Origin of the sequence: Microbacterium sp. AK031 (assembly GCF_024807145.1) — a bacterium.
Taxonomy (GTDB): Bacteria; Actinomycetota; Actinomycetes; order Actinomycetales; family Microbacteriaceae; genus Microbacterium.
Genome location: NZ_JANUCA010000001.1, coordinates 884,241 through 899,344 on the forward strand (window position 1 = coordinate 884,241; position 15,104 = coordinate 899,344).

Here is a 15,104-nt window from a genome sequence, read left to right on the forward strand (position 1 = left end):
TGGTGAGGGGCTTGATGTTTGACACCGAGATCATTAAAGGAAGACCGCCCGAACCGGTTCACGCCTGATGCGCAGACTTCACTGCTACGGTGAGCGGAGTCGGCATCTTGCCGGCGTCAGGGAAGACTTCTTGTCGACCAACGGGCCATCACGAGCCATTTCGTTTTCCGTCGCCTCCTCTGGACCATCTCGAGGAGACCCGATTTCCGTGCACCCGTACACCCATTCCGCTGACTCTCGCTCAGACGCCACGTCGACCGCGCTCCCGGTGCTTCCGGTCGGTTCGACAGCGATCGTCTACTGCGAGGCTCAGTTCGGCGAGCAGGACGGCAAGACGGCCAACGGACTGGTTCGCCACTCCGAGAAGTACGACATCCTCAGCGTCATCGACAGTCGCCATGCCGGCGCGGACGCCGGCGCCCTGCTCGACGGCACAGCCAACGGCATCCCGATCCTCGCGAGCCTCGCGGAGGCCATCGCACACGCGGGCAAGACCCCCGACTATCTCATCTGCGGCGTTGCACCCGCCGACGGCCTTCTGTCCGACGCGCAGCGCGTCGTGCTGCTGGACGGCGTCGCCCACGGCATGCACATCATCAACGGCCTGCATGAGTTCCTCAACGACGATGCAGAGTTCGTCGCCGCCGCGCTTCTCTCCGGTGTCACGATCACCGACGTACGACGCCCGAAGGACAAGAAGGACCTCCACCTGTTCTCAGGACGCATCTTCGATGTCACGTGCCCACGAATCGCCGTGCTCGGCACCGACGGCGCCATCGGAAAGCGCACCACCGCGACGCTGCTCGTCCAGGCTCTCAACGACCGCGGCATCCATGCAATCATGGTCGGCACCGGACAGACCACGATCATCCAGGGCGGCCGTTACGGCGTCGCACTCGACGCACTGGTGCCGCAGTTCTGCTCCGGCGAAGTCGAGAATCAGGTCGTCGCGGCCTACGAAGGCGAGAACCCCGACATCATCATCGTGGAGGGCCAGGGCGCGCTCAGCCACCCCGCATACCTCACCTCCGCGCACATCCTTCGCGGCAGCCGGCCGGCTGGTGTGATCGTGCAGCACGCGCCCGGCAGGCGCGTGCTCGGCGACTTCCCGATGATGCCCATGCCCGACGTCGCCAGCGAGGTCGCACTCATCGAGGCGTTCGCCGACACCCGCGTGATCGGCGTGACCGTGAATCACGAGCACCTCACCGATGCTCAGATCACGGCGGCCATCGACGAGATCGAACTCGACCTCGGCGTCCCTGCGACCGACCCGCTGACCCGACCATTGAGCAACCTGGTCGACATGGTGCTGCAGGCTTTCCCCGAGCTCTCGCCGACACTCACGCAGACTCCCGCCTGACCGGCCACAGTCCGCGGCGGCTTCAACCGCGCGTCACTGGTGCGGCGAGCCGCGAGACAGAGGGCACGCAGCGGCTTCTCGATGAACTCGATTTGCGACATGTGGTTCTCTCCGAGCTGACGCAAAGCGACTATCCGATGCAGGCGCTCGAGTTGCGAGGGATCATACGACCGGTAGCCGCTGAACTCGTCCACGTGAGCCGGCACGAGCAGACCGGCCGTGTCCCAATGCCGCAGCATCCGATGGGTCACCTGGCTGATCTGCGCGAACGCTCCGATGGATGACATGTCTCAGTTCTCTCGTCTTCCCCAGTGTGAGAGTCAAGTATCGCCCCTTGACCGACTGGAACGTCGCCGGTCACGGCTACGCTCCAACTGATGGTCAAGAACGTTCCTCTGCCTGGCCCCTGCACGCTGTGCGGCGGCGCTCGTGGGCAGCGTCTGCGCGGATCATGGCACTGCGCGGCGTGCGGTTGGCGTTACGGGGATGTGCCTGATTCCGACCTGCCGCTCCCCCGCATCGATGTCGTCTACTACCTGAGATTCGATCGCCGGGTGAAGATCGGCACGAGCATGCGTCCACGGCAGCGGCTCGCGAGCATCCGCCATGATGAGCTCCTCGCCTTCGAGCGCGGCGGCAGGAGCGTCGAACAGGAGCGGCATCGTCAGTTCAGCGCCCTGAGAGAAGGCGGCGAGTGGTTCACATTCACGAATGAGCTCGAGGTCCACGTCGCTCAGCTCAGGCGCAAGGGGGAACCCTGGCAGCTCCATGCGCGCTGGCTCAGCGACGCGCTGCGCTCCTGAATCGAGACGTCATTCTTCGACGCTGGTGCGCTTCGAGGTACGCCCCGCACCGGCCCCCTTCATCCACCGAGGTGCGTCGAAGAGCCATGCACAGTGCACTCGCAGGGCGACCCAGTGAAGCGCGAGGGGGCCCACGACACCGATGAGGGTGCCGGCGATCACCTGAACCGTGGGATCGTCCACTCCGATGCGCGACAAGACGATCCTCGACCCGGAGGCGAAGATGATGTGGGCGACGAAGATCGTCATCGATTCCCGACCGATGTACGAGAGTGGGCGGGCGACGACGGGCACGGGAGCGAGCACCCGCGCGAGCCCGAGCACCGCGAACAGGCCGGCAGTCGAGGCGACGACACCGAAGGCGACGGTCATGACTGTGCGGGTCGAGCCGCCCGTCGTCGGTGGCGTAGCCAAACCGGATACGCCGCACACGACTGTGACGACCCCCAACGTGAGGACCAGTATGGTCGTCAACCACATGGGCACGCGTCGTATCGCAGCCAGGACGCGGTCGCCTCGCCACACGAGCGCGACCACGAAGTACACCGTCAAAGCCAGTCCTTGAGTTCCGATGTACGGCCCCTGCACGCCCCAGAGGGCAAGGGAGCCGACGGCTGCTCCGATGATGACGACAGTCGCGCGTGATCGGCTCACCCATGGTCGAGTGGCGGCCGCGAGGATCATCATGAGGGCGATCCAGCCGAAGAACCACAGCTGACCATCGGGGACCCACAATCGGAGGATCTCGCCCAGTGAGGTCTGCGAATTCACGAATGCCCCAGCGATCAGCTTCACCGCCCCTTGGATGAGTGACCACACGACGTACAGCCACAGGAAGACGAGGTCGCGGTCTCGGGCGTATCGCCACGCGCCCTCGCGATTCATCCCGTGCTGCACGAAGAGTCCAGCAGTGAAGGCGAACACCGTCAGGTGCCACATGTACACGGTCGTGTCGACGGTCTCGAACAGATCAGCGTCGTGGATGAGTCCCGAGGCGGCGAGACCACGCCAGACGTGCCCGAACACGATCGCGATGATCGCGATCGCTTTCGCGATGTCCAGAGCAGCGTCTCTGTGTACTCCCATGGGCGAAGCGTAGCGAGCGCACTGGCGCGGTCAGCGGCCCCATCCGTAGCGCGCGATCAGTGCCGCGGCCACACGGTCGTAGCGTGCGCGTTCCAGCACGGCGGCTTCGCGTCGCATACCGCCGTCATGCACGCTGTAGAGCAGCTCGATGTCGACCCACGACGTCCGGCCCTGCGAATCCCAGGCGCCGCTGCCGATCGAGAGGTAGTCGCGGTCACGATCGTGGGGTTTGCTCGTCATCCGCACCGCGTACACGCGGTCTGCGGATTGCCGTCCGATCACGAGCACCGGGCGGTCTTTGCCTCGGCCATCGTTCTCCTCGTATGGCACCCACGTCCAGATGATCTCGCCGGAGTCAGGGGCGCCGTTCTTCTCAGGGCTGTAGCCGACCTGCAGATCCTTGATGCGCTCGGGGTCGATCCGCACAGTCTCACTCCCCCGCGCCTGACCCGCGTCCGCGCCCTCGGAAACGGCGACGGACGCGCTCGAACGCCCCGCCTCCTTGTGAGGAGAGCGGGGCGTTCGAGATATCAGCGCCTTCAGAACGATGTCGGCGAGCTGAGACAGGATGCTCTTGGAAGAGGTCACCCCGTCACCCTACCGGTGGCTCAGGCGTCGACCAGCGCGTAACCCTCTTCGCCATGGACGACCGAGTCGACGCCGGCGATCTCGTCTTCGTTGGTGATGCGGAAACCGATCGTCTTCTGGATCGCGAACCCGATGATGAAGGCGACCGCGAAGGCGTAGATCATCACGCCCAGTGCGGCGATGACCTGAACGGCAAGCTGGCGCGCGTCTCCGCCGACGAACAGACCGGTCTCCGTGGCGAAGAAGCCCAGGTAGATCGTGCCGAGCAGACCGCCGACGAGGTGGATGCCGACGACGTCGAGCGAGTCGTCGAAACCGAGGCGGAACTTCAGTTCCACAGCGAGAGCGCAGATGACACCGGCGAGAGCACCGAGCAGCAGCGACCAGCCGGGTGTCAGGTTGGCGCATGCTGGGGTGATGGCCACGAGGCCCGCGACGGCACCGGATGCGGCGCCGACCGACGTCGGCTTGCCGTCCTTGATCTTCTCGATGAGGATCCAGCCGAGGATGGCCGCGGCCGTCGCGCCGAGCGTGTTGAGACCGATGAGGCCGACACCGCCCATGTCCTCGGAGAGCCATTCCGCACCCGCATTGAAGCCGAACCAGCCGAACCACAGCAGGGCCGCGCCCAGGAGCGTCAGCGGCACGTTGTGCGGCTTGAGGATTCCCTTCTGGAACCCGATGCGCTTGCCGAGCACGAGGGCAAGTGCCAGGGCGGCCGCACCGGCGTTGATGTGTACGGCTGTTCCACCGGCGTAGTCGATCACGCCGATGCCGCTATCCTCTCCGAAGAGTGTCGTGCCCAGCTCCATGATCCAGCCGCCGCCCCAGACCCAGGCGGCAATCGGGAAGTAGCCCACGGTGGCGAAGATACCGGCGAAGATCAGCCAGCTGCCGAACTTGGCGCGATCGGCGATGGCCCCGGAGATCAGCGCGATGGTGATGATCGCGAACGTCGCACCGTATGCGACGCCGAGCAGTGCGACATTCGATCCTTCACCAGCGGCGAGGCTGGAGAGTCCGAAGTCGGCGAAGGGGTTGCCGGCGAACTGCGTCGGACTCTCGACCGCGCTCATCGAGAAGCCGAACAGGATCCAGAGCACCGCGACGAGCCCGATGGAGCCGAAGCTCATCATCATCATGCTGACGACGCTCTTGGCTTTGACGAGCCCGCCGTAGAAGAACGCGACGCCTGGCGTCATAAGCAAGACCAGCGCTGTCGCGGTGATCGCCCACGAGATGTTACCGGGAGCATCCATAGGAAAACCTCACATCCGAAGTAATTGAGAGCTTCAGTGTGACGAGGCCCGATTTCCGGGAAGCGCAGTGAGTGTTTCCGGCCGGTTACACCCCATGGTCCGGTGTAACCATCGCGTTACGCGATGCTGGGTTGCTGCGCAGAATGTGTGAGCGCGTTCAGCCTGGAGATGGCGCGCAGGTACTTCTTGCGGTATCCACCGCCCAGCATCTCGTCCGCGAAGACCTGGTCGAGACTCACGCCGGTCGCAACGATCGGAAGTTGCGCGTCATAGACGCGGTCGACGAATGCGACGAACCGCAGCGCTTCGGATTGGTCGGTCAGCACCTGCACGTCGCGGAGACCGACGAGCGACAGTCCGTCGATCAGTCGGATGTAGCGCGAGGGATGCACTTTGGCAAGGTGACGGATGACGTCGCTGAAGACATCATCGGATGCCGTACCCACCGCGCCCGCGATGCGCTGCGCGTACTCGGTATCGTCCAGCGCGACGGCGTGGCCGTCCAGTGCACGCTGCCGGAAGTCGACCCCGTCGATGCGGATGGTCTCGAACCTGTCCGACATCGCGTGGATCTCCCGCAGGAAGTCCTGAGCCGCGAAGCGGCCCTCGCCAAGAGCATTCGGCGGCGTGTTCGAGGTGGCGGCGAGACGGGTGCCGGTGCTCACGAGTTCTCCGAGGAGCCTCGTCATCACCATGGTGTCGCCCGGATCGTCGAGTTCGAACTCGTCGATGCAGATCAGATCCGCACCACGCAGCAAGTCGACGGTGTTGCGGTAGCCCAGTGCTCCGACGAGCGCCGTGTACTCGATGAACGAGCCGAAGTACTTACGACGTGCCGGCATCGCGTGGTAGATGGAAGCGAGCAGGTGCGTCTTGCCCACGCCGAAGCCGCCGTCGAGGTAGACACCCGGCTTCAGCTCCGGCTCCTTCTTCGCGCGGCCGAAGAACCCCCCGCGCTTCGCGGGCGCGCCGCGCCCGGCGAACTTCTCCAGCAGGGCCTTCGACTCCGCCTGAGACGGGTACGCGGCATCCGATCGGTAGCTTTCGAACGTGGCGTCGTCGAACTGCGGCGGCGGAACCAGGCTTGCGAGCATCTCTGGTCCGGTGACCACCGGCTGGCGCTCGGTGAGATGTGCGACGTTCGCGTTGTCGGTGTCGGTCATTCGTTTCCTGTGTCGAAGTCTTACAGAACGGGTGCCAGGCGCACGGAACGGCTCTATCGTCGAAGGGACGGCTCCACACTACGCCGTCCCAGCCGGAGCATTCGCTGCACCCCATCGAGGAGCGCCACGTGACCATCGAGTTCGATTCTTCATCCGAGAAGTTCGCAGAGTACGCAGAGCCTGGACGACTCGTCACCACCGACTGGCTCGCAGGGCATCTGGGCGACCCCGGTCTGGTCGTCGTCGAGTCCGATGAGGACGTGCTCCTCTACGAGACGGGTCACATCCCCGGCGCTGTGAAGGTCGACTGGCACACCGAGCTCAACGACCCCGTTGTGCGTGACTACGTCGACGGTGAAGGATTCGCTGCGCTGCTCGGCCGCAAGGGCATCTCTCGTGACGACACCGTCGTCATCTACGGCGACAAGAACAACTGGTGGGCTGCCTACGCCCTCTGGGTCTTCTCTCTTTTCGGCCACGAAGACGTGCGCCTTCTCGATGGCGGCCGCGATCGCTGGATCGCCGAGGGCCGCGAGATCACGACCGACCGCACCGAGATCACGCCGACCGAGTACCCGGTCGTCGAGCGCGATGACTCGGTACTGCGGGCGTACAAGGACGACGTGGTCGCCTTCATCGGCAATGGACCGCTCATCGATGTCCGCTCGCCAGAAGAGTACAGCGGAGAGCGCACGACCGCTCCCGCGTATCCCGATGAGGGCGCGCTGCGTGCCGGGCACATCCCCACCGCGCAGAGCGTGCCGTGGGCGAAGGCCGTCGCGGAGGACGGCGGCTTCCGCAGCCGCGCCGAGCTCGACGCGATCTACCGCGACGGTGCCGGTCTTGAGGACGGCGATGACGTCGTGGCGTATTGCCGCATCGGGGAGCGCTCCAGCCACACCTGGTTCGTGCTGAAGCACCTGCTGGGCTTCGAGAAGGTGCGCAACTACGACGGCTCCTGGACTGAGTGGGGCAGCGCGGTGCGCGTCCCGATCGTCACCGGATCCGAGCCAGGCACGCTCTGAACGTGTGACAATGACAGGGATGAGCACCACGCACGTTCCTGATTCTCTCGCGGAGATCCGCGACGACTTCCTCGAGCTTCCCGAGGCGGAGCGCCTCCAGCTGCTCCTGGAGTTCTCGAACGAGCTTCCGGAGGTGTCGGAAGAGGTCGCGAGCCATCCGGAGATGTACGAGCGGGTAGCCGAGTGCCAGTCGCCCGTCTATATCTACGTCGAGGTCCACGACGACGTCGTCACGATGCACGCGACGGCGCCGCCAGAGGCACCGACAACGCGCGGCTTCGCCAGCATCCTCGTGCAGGGCATCACCGGCCTCACAGCCGACGCAGTTCTCGCCATCCCGGATGACTATCCGCAGAGCATCGGCCTCACACGAGTCGTTTCGCCGCTGCGGATCGGCGGGATGACGGGGATGCTGATGCGCGTCAAGCGCCAGGTCACCCAGAAGCACTGATCACGCGGTAGCGCTGAAACCGTTCGCAGCGACCCAGTCGGTGATCGCCGCAGTCCAACCGATCTGGTCGTAGTTCCAGATCTTCGTGTGCCGTGCGCCGGTGAATCTGGGCATCGTGACGAGATCCGGTCGTGCTTCTGCGAGGGCATGCGAGGCATCGGCAGGCACGAAGCCGTCGTCCTCGCTGTGAAGGACGAGGATCGGCACAGCGAGTTCGTCGGCGCGCGCCACCATGTCGAGCTTGTCGAAGGGGATCACGAACTCCGAACCGGACAGCCGCGCGGTCAGCGGCGAAGAAAGCGCGTTCATCGCCAGCGCGGGGAACGGATCGCGGATACCCTCCTCGCGGGCCTGGAAGCGCAGGACGGTCCGCCAATCGACCACGGGGGAATCCAGCACGAGTCCTGCGATCGCCTCCCTGTGGGCGGAGGACACGGCCGTCTGCAGCGCGATCGCGCCGCCCATCGACCATCCCATCAGCAGTACTTGCGTCGCTCCGTGACGCAGAGCATAGGAGATCGCCGCATCCACGTCGCGCCACTCCGAGGCGCCGAGGGCGTAGGAGCCGCCCTTGCTGCGCGGCGCCTCCCCGTCGTTTCGGTACGACACCACGAGATTCGGCATCCCGAGCGAATGGAACACCGGCACCGCGCGCAGGCACTCTGCGCGGGTGACCCCGCGCCCGTGCACCTGGATGACCCAGGTCGATGACTCGGCCGGGAACAGCCATGCCGGACACGGGCCGGCGGGTGAACCGATCAGCACGCTCTCCCACGGGAGATGCAGTTCGCTCGGGGTCGAGTAATACCAGCCGCTGAACCCCGCGGCGCGGTCGATCTTCGCGCCGGATTCGATCTGAGTGAGCAGCTTGCGGCGCACGCGGGTGGCGTCTGCGCTCAGCACCGCACCGAGTTTGACGTAGCCATGGGTCCCGGTCGTGAACAGGCCGTAGCGGCCCGGCAGTTCAGTATCCGGGGTGCGCGAGAGCTCGATCGTCTGCGCACCGGTGTCGACCGCGAGGATGTCGGTGTCCGCGGCGCGAATCGAAGGCGTGACCACCCTGCGCGCGATCGCGAACACGAGGAGCGCGGCCGCGGTGCCCAGCATCGCGAGCAGCGCAGGGACCAGCAATGCAACGGCGTGCCTGAGACTCTTCATCGCTTCCTGACTCTAGCCTGTCAGCGTGAGCGCACACCCCGATGCCGGAGCGCATTTCGAACGTGCCGCAGCCGAGCTGCGTGACACGGTCTTCCGAGACGATATCGTGATCCGCGAGATCCCCTCCCCGCAGGGGCTCGCGCCGTTCTCGATCGCTCTCGCAGCCGACGTCCGTCCTGATGACCACGGCGACTCGATATACGGCACCGGCCGGTTCGTGCTGCTCTACGACCCGGATGCCCCGCCGGCATGGGGCGGGGCGTGGCGTATCGTCACTTTCGCGCAGGCGCCTCTCGAACCCGAGATCGGCACCGATCCTCTGCTCGCGGATGTGACATGGTCGTGGCTCGTCGACGCACTGGATTCACGGGATGCCGCGTACCACTCCGCATCCGGAACCGCGACGAAGACCCTCTCGAAGGGATTCGGCGCCCTCGCAGAGGAAGGCGACGGCGCTCAGATCGAACTACGATCGTCCTGGACGCCGGAAGAACCGTTCCGACCGCACGTGGAAGCATGGGCCGAACTCGTCGGCATGCTCGCCGGTCTCCCACCCGGCTCAGAGAACATCGCCGTGTTCGGCGCACGAAAGGCAGGGCGTGACTGAGTACAGCGTCATCGACGACCCGATCGAGTTCCAGACAGCCTGTCGGCTGCTGGCCGCCGGCATCGGACCTGTCGCCGTCGACGTCGAACGGGCCTCCGGATTCCGATACTCTCAGCGTGCATATCTCGTGCAGGTGTTCCGCCGGGGAGCAGGCGTCTTCCTCTTCGATCCACCGGCCATCGGCGACTTCGCCCCGCTGCAGGAGGCGATCGGCGACGTCGAGTGGGTTCTGCACGCCGCCAGCCAGGACCTCCCCTCACTACGCGAACTCGAACTCCAGCCCGCCACGATCTTCGACACCGAGCTCGCCGCCCGTCTGCTCGGCCATGAACGCGTCGGACTCGCCGCGGTGGTCGAAGACACCCTCGGCATCACGTTGAAGAAGGAGCACTCCGCGGCCGATTGGTCCACACGTCCGCTGCCGGCCGCCTGGCTCGACTATGCGGCGCTGGATGTCCTGCATCTGATCGACGTGCGCGACGCCATCGCCGCCGAGCTCGAGGAACAGAACAAGACCGAGTTCGCCGCGCAGGAGTTCGCGGCCACTCTTGCGCAGCCGCCGCGCCCGCCGAGGGAAGACCCCTGGCGCCGTTTGAGCGGCCTGCACCAGGTCAAGGGCGCCCGTGGCCTCGCCGTGGCGCGGTCGCTGTGGGAAGCACGCGAGGAGTTCGCTCAGCAGCAGGACACTTCTCCAGGACGTCTGGTTCCCGACCGTTCGCTGGTCGCGGCTGTTCTCGCCAATCCGCAGAGCAAGCAGGCACTCGCCGGAGTGCAGGCGTTCAACGGCCGCGCGAGCCGATCGCAACTCGACCGGTGGTGGAACGCTATCGTGCGCGGGCGCGAGGCTCCTGCCGTCCCCCGTGAACGAGGGCAAAGCGACGCTCTGCCTCCCGCTCGGGCGTGGGTCGATCGGAACCCGGAAGCGGATGCGCGGCTCAAGCTCGCCCGTCCCGTCGTGGAGGCCCATGCTGAAGAGCTGGGCATGCCGACAGAGAACCTGCTGAAGCCGGAGACCCTTCGCCGACTCGCATGGGCTCCGCCGGCGTTGACGACCGATGCCGTCGCTGCAGCCCTTTCGGATCTCGGCGCCCGGCCGTGGCAGGTTGAGCAGACTGCACAGAAGATCGTGGATGCCTTTGTAGAAGCTGGTCAACCCACTGATCAGCCCGCCGCACCGGAGTCGTAGGTTCGAACCAACCGATTCCCCGCGGTATCGGGCGGCTCGTAGTCTGAGGTCAAACCTAACCTTGGAGGCAGAGTGGCCGAGATCTCGGACGTCTACTTCGTTGATGGCGTACGCACCCCGTTCGGGCGCGCCGGCGAAAAAGGCATGTACTGGAACACCCGCGCAGACGATCTCGCTGTGAAAGCGACGATCGGCCTGCTGGAGCGCAACGCCGACGTTCCGGCCGATCGCATCGACGACGTCGCGATCGCCGCCACATCGCAGACCGGCGATCAGGGCCTGACTCTTGGCCGCTCCGTCGCGATCCTCGCCGGCCTGCCGAACACCGTCCCGGGTCTCGCTGTCGAGCGCATGTGCGCCGGCGCGATGACCAGTGTCACCACCATGGGCGCATCGATCGGCATCGGCATGTACGACTTCGCCATCGCAGGCGGCGTCGAGCACATGGGCCACCACCCGATCGGCGCCAACGCCGACCCGAACCCCCGCTTCGTCGCGGAGAAGATGGTCGACCCCGGCGCGCTGAACATGGGTGTCACCGCGGAACGCATCTTCGACCGCTTCCCCCACCTCACCAAGGAGCGCTCCGACCGCTTCGGCATGCTGAGCCAGCACAAGGTGCAGGCGGCGTACGACGCAGGCAAGATCCAGCCCGACCTCGTGCCAGTCGCGATCAAGGGCGCAGACGGCGCCTGGGGCCTCGCCACCGAGGACGAGGGCCGCCGCCCGCAGACGACGATGGAAGACCTCGCCGCGCTCAAGACGCCGTTCCGTCCGCACGGACGCGTGACCGCCGGGACGTCGTCGCCTCTGACCGACGGTGCCACCATGTCGCTGCTCGCCGGCGGCGGCGCGGTGAAGGAACTCGGCCTCAAGCCGAAGATGAAGATGGTCTCCTTCGCGTTCGCCGGGGTGCAGCCGGAGATCATGGGCATCGGCCCGATCCCGTCGACCGAGAAGGCACTGAAGAAGGCGGGCCTGACGATCTCCGACATCGGCCTGTTCGAACTGAACGAGGCCTTCGCGATCCAGGTGATCTCGCTGCTCGATCACTTCGGCATCGCCGATGACGACCCGCGGGTCAACCAGTGGGGCGGTGCGATCGCGGTCGGCCACCCGCTCGCGGCATCCGGTGTGCGGCTCATGATCCAGCTCGCGGCGCAGTTCGCCGAGCGTCCTGACGTGCGCTACGGACTCACCGCCATGTGCGTGGGCCTCGGCCAGGGTGGCTCCGTCATCTGGGAGAACCCCTTCTACGACGGCAAGAAGCGGAAGTGAGTGGGCACGTGACGAACTACGAAGAGATCGACTTCTCCCCCGTCGTGGCGCTTGCCGGCGACGAGGTAGTCACGCACTCCCCCGTGCGTGACATCCGCCTCCCGTCCGGCAAGGTGCTGGCGCTCATCACTCTCGACAACGGACGCGACCACACCCGTCCGAACACGCTCGGCCCTGCCACCCTCACTGAACTCGGTGAGACTCTTGCGGGTCTGAAGGCCCGTGCTGCGGCCGGCGAGATCCAGGCTGTCGCCATCACTGGCAAGCAATACATCCTCGCCGCAGGCGCCGATCTCTCCGACATCTCGAAGGTCGAGTCGAAGGACCACGCTCGTCTCATCGCGCAGCTGGGCCACAAGGTCATCGGCTCACTCAGCGACCTCGGCGTGCCCTCGTTCGCATTTGTGAACGGCCTCGCGCTCGGCGGTGGGCTCGAGATCGCCCTGAACTCGACCTATCGCACCGTCGACGCCTCCGCGGCCGCTGTCGCGCTGCCTGAGGTCTTCCTCGGCATCATCCCCGGGTGGGGCGGCGCCTATCTGCTGCCGAACCTCATCGGCATCGAGAACGCGCTCGAGGTCGTGATATCGAACCCGCTCAAGCAGAATCGGATGCTCAAGCCGCAGCAGGCGTTCGACCTCGGCATCTTCGATGCGATCTTCCCCGCGGCGAACTACCTCGAGAACTCGTTGGCATGGGCAGATGCCGTGCTCGGCGGCAAGAAGGTGGAGCGCAAGAACGAGCCGGGCAAGCTGGAGCGCTTGACGAAGTGGCCCATCGCGATCAAGATGGCGCGGGGCATGCTCGAGTCGAAGATCGGCACAGTTCCGAAGTCGCCGTATGTTGCACTCGATCTGCTCGACAAGGCGAAGAGCGGCACCAAGGCCGAAGGCTTCGCGCGGGAGGACGAGGCGCTCAGTGAGCTCGTCGCCGGCGATCAGTTCGCGGCATCCATGTATGCGTTCGACCTGGTGCAGAAGCGGGCCAAGCGTCCGGTCGGCGCCCCGGACAAGGCCCTCGCGAAGAAGGTGACCAAGGTCGGCATCATCGGCGCGGGTCTCATGGCCAGCCAGTTCGCGCTGCTGTTCGTGCGCAAACTGCGCGTGCCGGTGCTCATCACCGACATCGATCAGGCCCGCGTCGACAAGGGCGTGGCTTACATCAACGACGAGATCGGAAAGCTCGAGGCGAAGGGGCGTCTGGACGCCGACGGAGCCAACCAGCTGCGCGGGCTCATCCACGGCACCGTCGACAAGAGCGAGTACGCCGACTGCGACTTCGTGATCGAGGCGGTCTTCGAAGAGGTCGGCGTCAAGCAGCAGGTGTTCGGCGAGATCGAGAAGTTCATCGCCGAGGACGCGATCCTGGCCACCAACACCTCGTCGCTCTCGGTCGAGGAGATCGGTGCGAAGCTCGCTCACCCGGAACGTCTGGTGGGCTTCCACTTCTTCAACCCGGTCGCCGTCATGCCGCTCATCGAGATCGTCAAGACGCCCGGTACGGATGAGCAGACGCTCTCGACGGCCTTCGTCGTCGCGAAGGGTCTGGGCAAGAACGCCGTCCTCACCGCTGACGCCCCCGGATTCGTCGTGAACCGCCTCCTCGCGAAGGTCATGGGCGAGGCGGCCCGCGCCGTCTACGAGGGCACGCCGGTCGCAGACGTCGAGAAGGCATTCGGTCCGCTCGGACTGCCGATGGGACCCTTCCAGCTCATCGACCTGGTGGGCTGGAAGGTCGCAGCGCACGTGCAGGACACGATGGTGCGCCATTTCCCCGACCGCTTCTACGCGAACGAGAACTTCCATGCTCTCGCCGAGCTGGAACAGGTCGTGGAGAAGGACAAGGGCGGCCGCGTCACCGGATGGACGAAGGCCGCCGAGAAGACGCTCAAGGGCCACGTCGCGAACACACCCGCGTCTGCCGAGAGCATTCTGCGTCGCGTGCAGGACGGGCTCACGCAGGAGATCAAACTCATGCTCGACGAGGGAGTGGTGCCGGAGGTCGAGGACATCGATCTCTGCCTGATCCTCGGGGCCGGCTGGCCGTTCATCGACGGCGGCGCCTCCGTGTACCTCGATCGTGAGGGCGCATCCGAGCGCGTGTTCGACGGCACGTTCCACACTCCGCCGATCCGCGGGATCGCGCACAGCTGACGCCGCGATCTTCGCAGTGGAGGGGCCGAGTCCGGAGACTCGGCCCCTCCACTGCGTCTACCCGGCCAACCACTCACGAAATCCGGGTGAACAACTCGTGCTGGACCGTGAACTCGCGGCTCCTCGTGCGGGTGAACGGGCAGAGTGTGAGTGTGGATGCGATATTCAGCGCACTGGGCACCGGAACGATGAGCACACTCGTCAAGTCCGGAACCGCCGTCCTCACGACACTGCTCGTGGTCCCCGCGCTTCTGAAGCTCTTCATCGTGACCGTCGATGAGGGCTGGGCGGCCATCCGGACCCGCAACGGCAAACCGATCGTCCGCAAGCCCAACTCTCGGAGCGTCCGTGCCGGCAGAGGAACTGCGGGCGAGGTCGTCGTTCTCCACTCGGGATCGCACGGCGCTTTCCCGCTCTTCTACTGGTACAAGCTCATCGACGTCCGCGTGCGATCGACCGATCTGCCCGCGCGTCACCTCACCGGTGCGACCGGCCATCAGCACCTCATCCACGCCTCGTTCGAATGGCGCCCCGTTCCCTCCGGACGGGATCTGCGCGTGTTCGAGCTCGACGTCGTGAACGTGAAGGAACGGGCGGCGAACATCGTCGGCGCTGCGCTGCGTGACGTCATCCATGAGACGGATGGCGCAGTGCTTCCGCGCAACGAAGACGTCAACGTGACGGTGCTCGCCCAGTGCGCGGAACGCGCACAGTCCGCCGGAGGTATCGAGATCCTCTCGGTCATGATCACGGGCGACGCGCTCACAGACGGTTATCTGCTGTCTCAGGCGCTGCGCGAGACCGACCGAGGTCCCGCAGCCGTCGCTGCACTGAGCGCCCTGAACTGAGCGCCGCGGCCTCCCGGGCACCTCTCCCCGCCTGCTACCGTCTGAACATGTCCTCGACTCCCCCGATGGCTTTCAGCCGATGGCAGTTCTGGCGCGGTGTCGTCGCTGCGTGGGTCGTATTCATGATGCTGCTCGC

At 65.7% G+C, this 15,104-nt stretch carries 14 protein-coding genes and 1 pseudogene; 9 read left to right on the forward strand and 6 right to left on the reverse strand.

Annotated features, from left to right (window positions below; genetic code table 11):
* Window positions 1-208: 208 nt before the first annotated feature.
* A complete protein-coding gene (locus HDC95_RS04255; protein ID WP_259061931.1) occupies window positions 209-1,363 on the forward strand; it encodes a DUF1611 domain-containing protein in 1,155 nt (384 codons plus the stop codon).
* Window positions 1,364-1,485: 122 nt separating this feature from the next.
* Here HDC95_RS04255 and HDC95_RS04260 read toward each other — a convergent pair.
* Window positions 1,486-1,650: pseudogene (locus HDC95_RS04260) on the reverse strand (MerR family transcriptional regulator); the annotation flags it as partial.
* 90 nt (window positions 1,651-1,740) lie between these two features.
* Between HDC95_RS04260 and HDC95_RS04265 the strand changes: the two are divergent.
* On the forward strand, window positions 1,741-2,166 hold the full coding sequence (locus HDC95_RS04265; protein WP_259061932.1) for a GIY-YIG nuclease family protein: 426 nt from the start codon (window positions 1,741-1,743) through the stop codon (window positions 2,164-2,166).
* 9 nt (window positions 2,167-2,175) lie between these two features.
* Here the strand turns inward: HDC95_RS04265 and HDC95_RS04270 are convergent, their stop codons facing one another.
* The 4 genes from HDC95_RS04270 to zapE all read right to left on the reverse strand — a co-directional run bounded on the left by HDC95_RS04270 (window position 2,176) and on the right by zapE (window position 6,262).
* Window positions 2,176-3,252, reverse strand: a complete 1,077-nt coding sequence (locus HDC95_RS04270; RefSeq protein WP_259061933.1) for an acyltransferase — start codon at window positions 3,250-3,252, stop codon at window positions 2,176-2,178.
* Between the two features lie 30 nt (window positions 3,253-3,282).
* Complete coding sequence (locus HDC95_RS04275; RefSeq protein WP_259061934.1) at window positions 3,283-3,840, reverse strand: type II toxin-antitoxin system PemK/MazF family toxin; 558 nt, start codon at window positions 3,838-3,840, stop codon at window positions 3,283-3,285.
* A gap of 20 nt (window positions 3,841-3,860) precedes the next feature.
* The gene (locus HDC95_RS04280) at window positions 3,861-5,099 is read right to left on the reverse strand and encodes an ammonium transporter (RefSeq protein WP_259061935.1); all 1,239 of its coding nucleotides are present in this window, start codon (window positions 5,097-5,099) and stop codon (window positions 3,861-3,863) included.
* A gap of 116 nt (window positions 5,100-5,215) precedes the next feature.
* A complete protein-coding gene (gene zapE, locus HDC95_RS04285; RefSeq protein WP_259061936.1) occupies window positions 5,216-6,262 on the reverse strand; it encodes a cell division protein ZapE in 1,047 nt (348 codons plus the stop codon).
* Window positions 6,263-6,390: 128 nt separating this feature from the next.
* Here zapE and HDC95_RS04290 point away from each other — a divergent pair, with 128 nt between their 5' ends.
* On the forward strand, window positions 6,391-7,287 hold the full coding sequence (locus tag HDC95_RS04290) for a sulfurtransferase (RefSeq protein WP_259061937.1): 897 nt from the start codon (window positions 6,391-6,393) through the stop codon (window positions 7,285-7,287).
* Window positions 7,288-7,306: 19 nt separating this feature from the next.
* The gene (locus HDC95_RS04295) at window positions 7,307-7,738 is read left to right on the forward strand and encodes a SufE family protein (RefSeq protein ID WP_259061938.1); all 432 of its coding nucleotides are present in this window, start codon (window positions 7,307-7,309) and stop codon (window positions 7,736-7,738) included.
* On the opposite strand, the gene HDC95_RS04300 is transcribed toward HDC95_RS04295, so the two are convergent.
* Entirely contained in the window at window positions 7,739-8,896 is a 1,158-nt protein-coding gene (locus HDC95_RS04300) for a S9 family peptidase (protein ID WP_259061939.1), read from the reverse strand.
* A gap of 25 nt (window positions 8,897-8,921) precedes the next feature.
* Here HDC95_RS04300 and HDC95_RS04305 point away from each other — a divergent pair, with 25 nt between their 5' ends.
* The 5 genes from HDC95_RS04305 (at window position 8,922) to HDC95_RS04325 (ending at window position 14,968) form a co-directional block, all read left to right on the forward strand.
* Entirely contained in the window at window positions 8,922-9,503 is a 582-nt protein-coding gene (locus HDC95_RS04305) for a DUF3000 domain-containing protein (RefSeq protein ID WP_259061940.1), read from the forward strand.
* Complete coding sequence (locus HDC95_RS04310) at window positions 9,496-10,689, forward strand: HRDC domain-containing protein (protein WP_259061941.1); 1,194 nt, start codon at window positions 9,496-9,498, stop codon at window positions 10,687-10,689. The genes HDC95_RS04305 and HDC95_RS04310 overlap by 8 nt, the downstream gene beginning before the upstream one ends.
* Window positions 10,690-10,761: 72 nt before the next feature.
* On the forward strand, window positions 10,762-11,967 hold the full coding sequence (locus HDC95_RS04315; protein ID WP_259061942.1) for a thiolase family protein: 1,206 nt from the start codon (window positions 10,762-10,764) through the stop codon (window positions 11,965-11,967).
* A gap of 8 nt (window positions 11,968-11,975) precedes the next feature.
* Window positions 11,976-14,120 (forward strand): 3-hydroxyacyl-CoA dehydrogenase NAD-binding domain-containing protein, encoded by a 2,145-nt coding sequence (locus HDC95_RS04320; RefSeq protein ID WP_259061943.1) that lies wholly within the window; start codon window positions 11,976-11,978, stop codon window positions 14,118-14,120.
* Window positions 14,121-14,272: 152 nt separating this feature from the next.
* Window positions 14,273-14,968, forward strand: coding sequence for an SPFH domain-containing protein (locus HDC95_RS04325; RefSeq protein WP_259061944.1), 696 nt, complete (start codon window positions 14,273-14,275; stop codon window positions 14,966-14,968).
* Window positions 14,969-15,104 lie beyond the last annotated feature (136 nt).

Coding starts and splice junctions, on each gene's coding strand:
- HDC95_RS04280 (WP_259061935.1), bottom strand. CDS start 5,099: ATGGATGCTCCCGGTAACATCTCGTGGGCGATCACCGCGACAGCGCTG.
- HDC95_RS04270 (WP_259061933.1), bottom strand. CDS start 3,252: ATGGGAGTACACAGAGACGCTGCTCTGGACATCGCGAAAGCGATCGCG.
- zapE (WP_259061936.1), bottom strand. CDS start 6,262: ATGACCGACACCGACAACGCGAACGTCGCACATCTCACCGAGCGCCAG.
- HDC95_RS04295 (WP_259061938.1), top strand. CDS start 7,307: ATGAGCACCACGCACGTTCCTGATTCTCTCGCGGAGATCCGCGACGAC.
- HDC95_RS04300 (WP_259061939.1), bottom strand. CDS start 8,896: ATGAAGAGTCTCAGGCACGCCGTTGCATTGCTGGTCCCTGCGCTGCTC.
- HDC95_RS04265 (WP_259061932.1), top strand. CDS start 1,741: ATGGTCAAGAACGTTCCTCTGCCTGGCCCCTGCACGCTGTGCGGCGGC.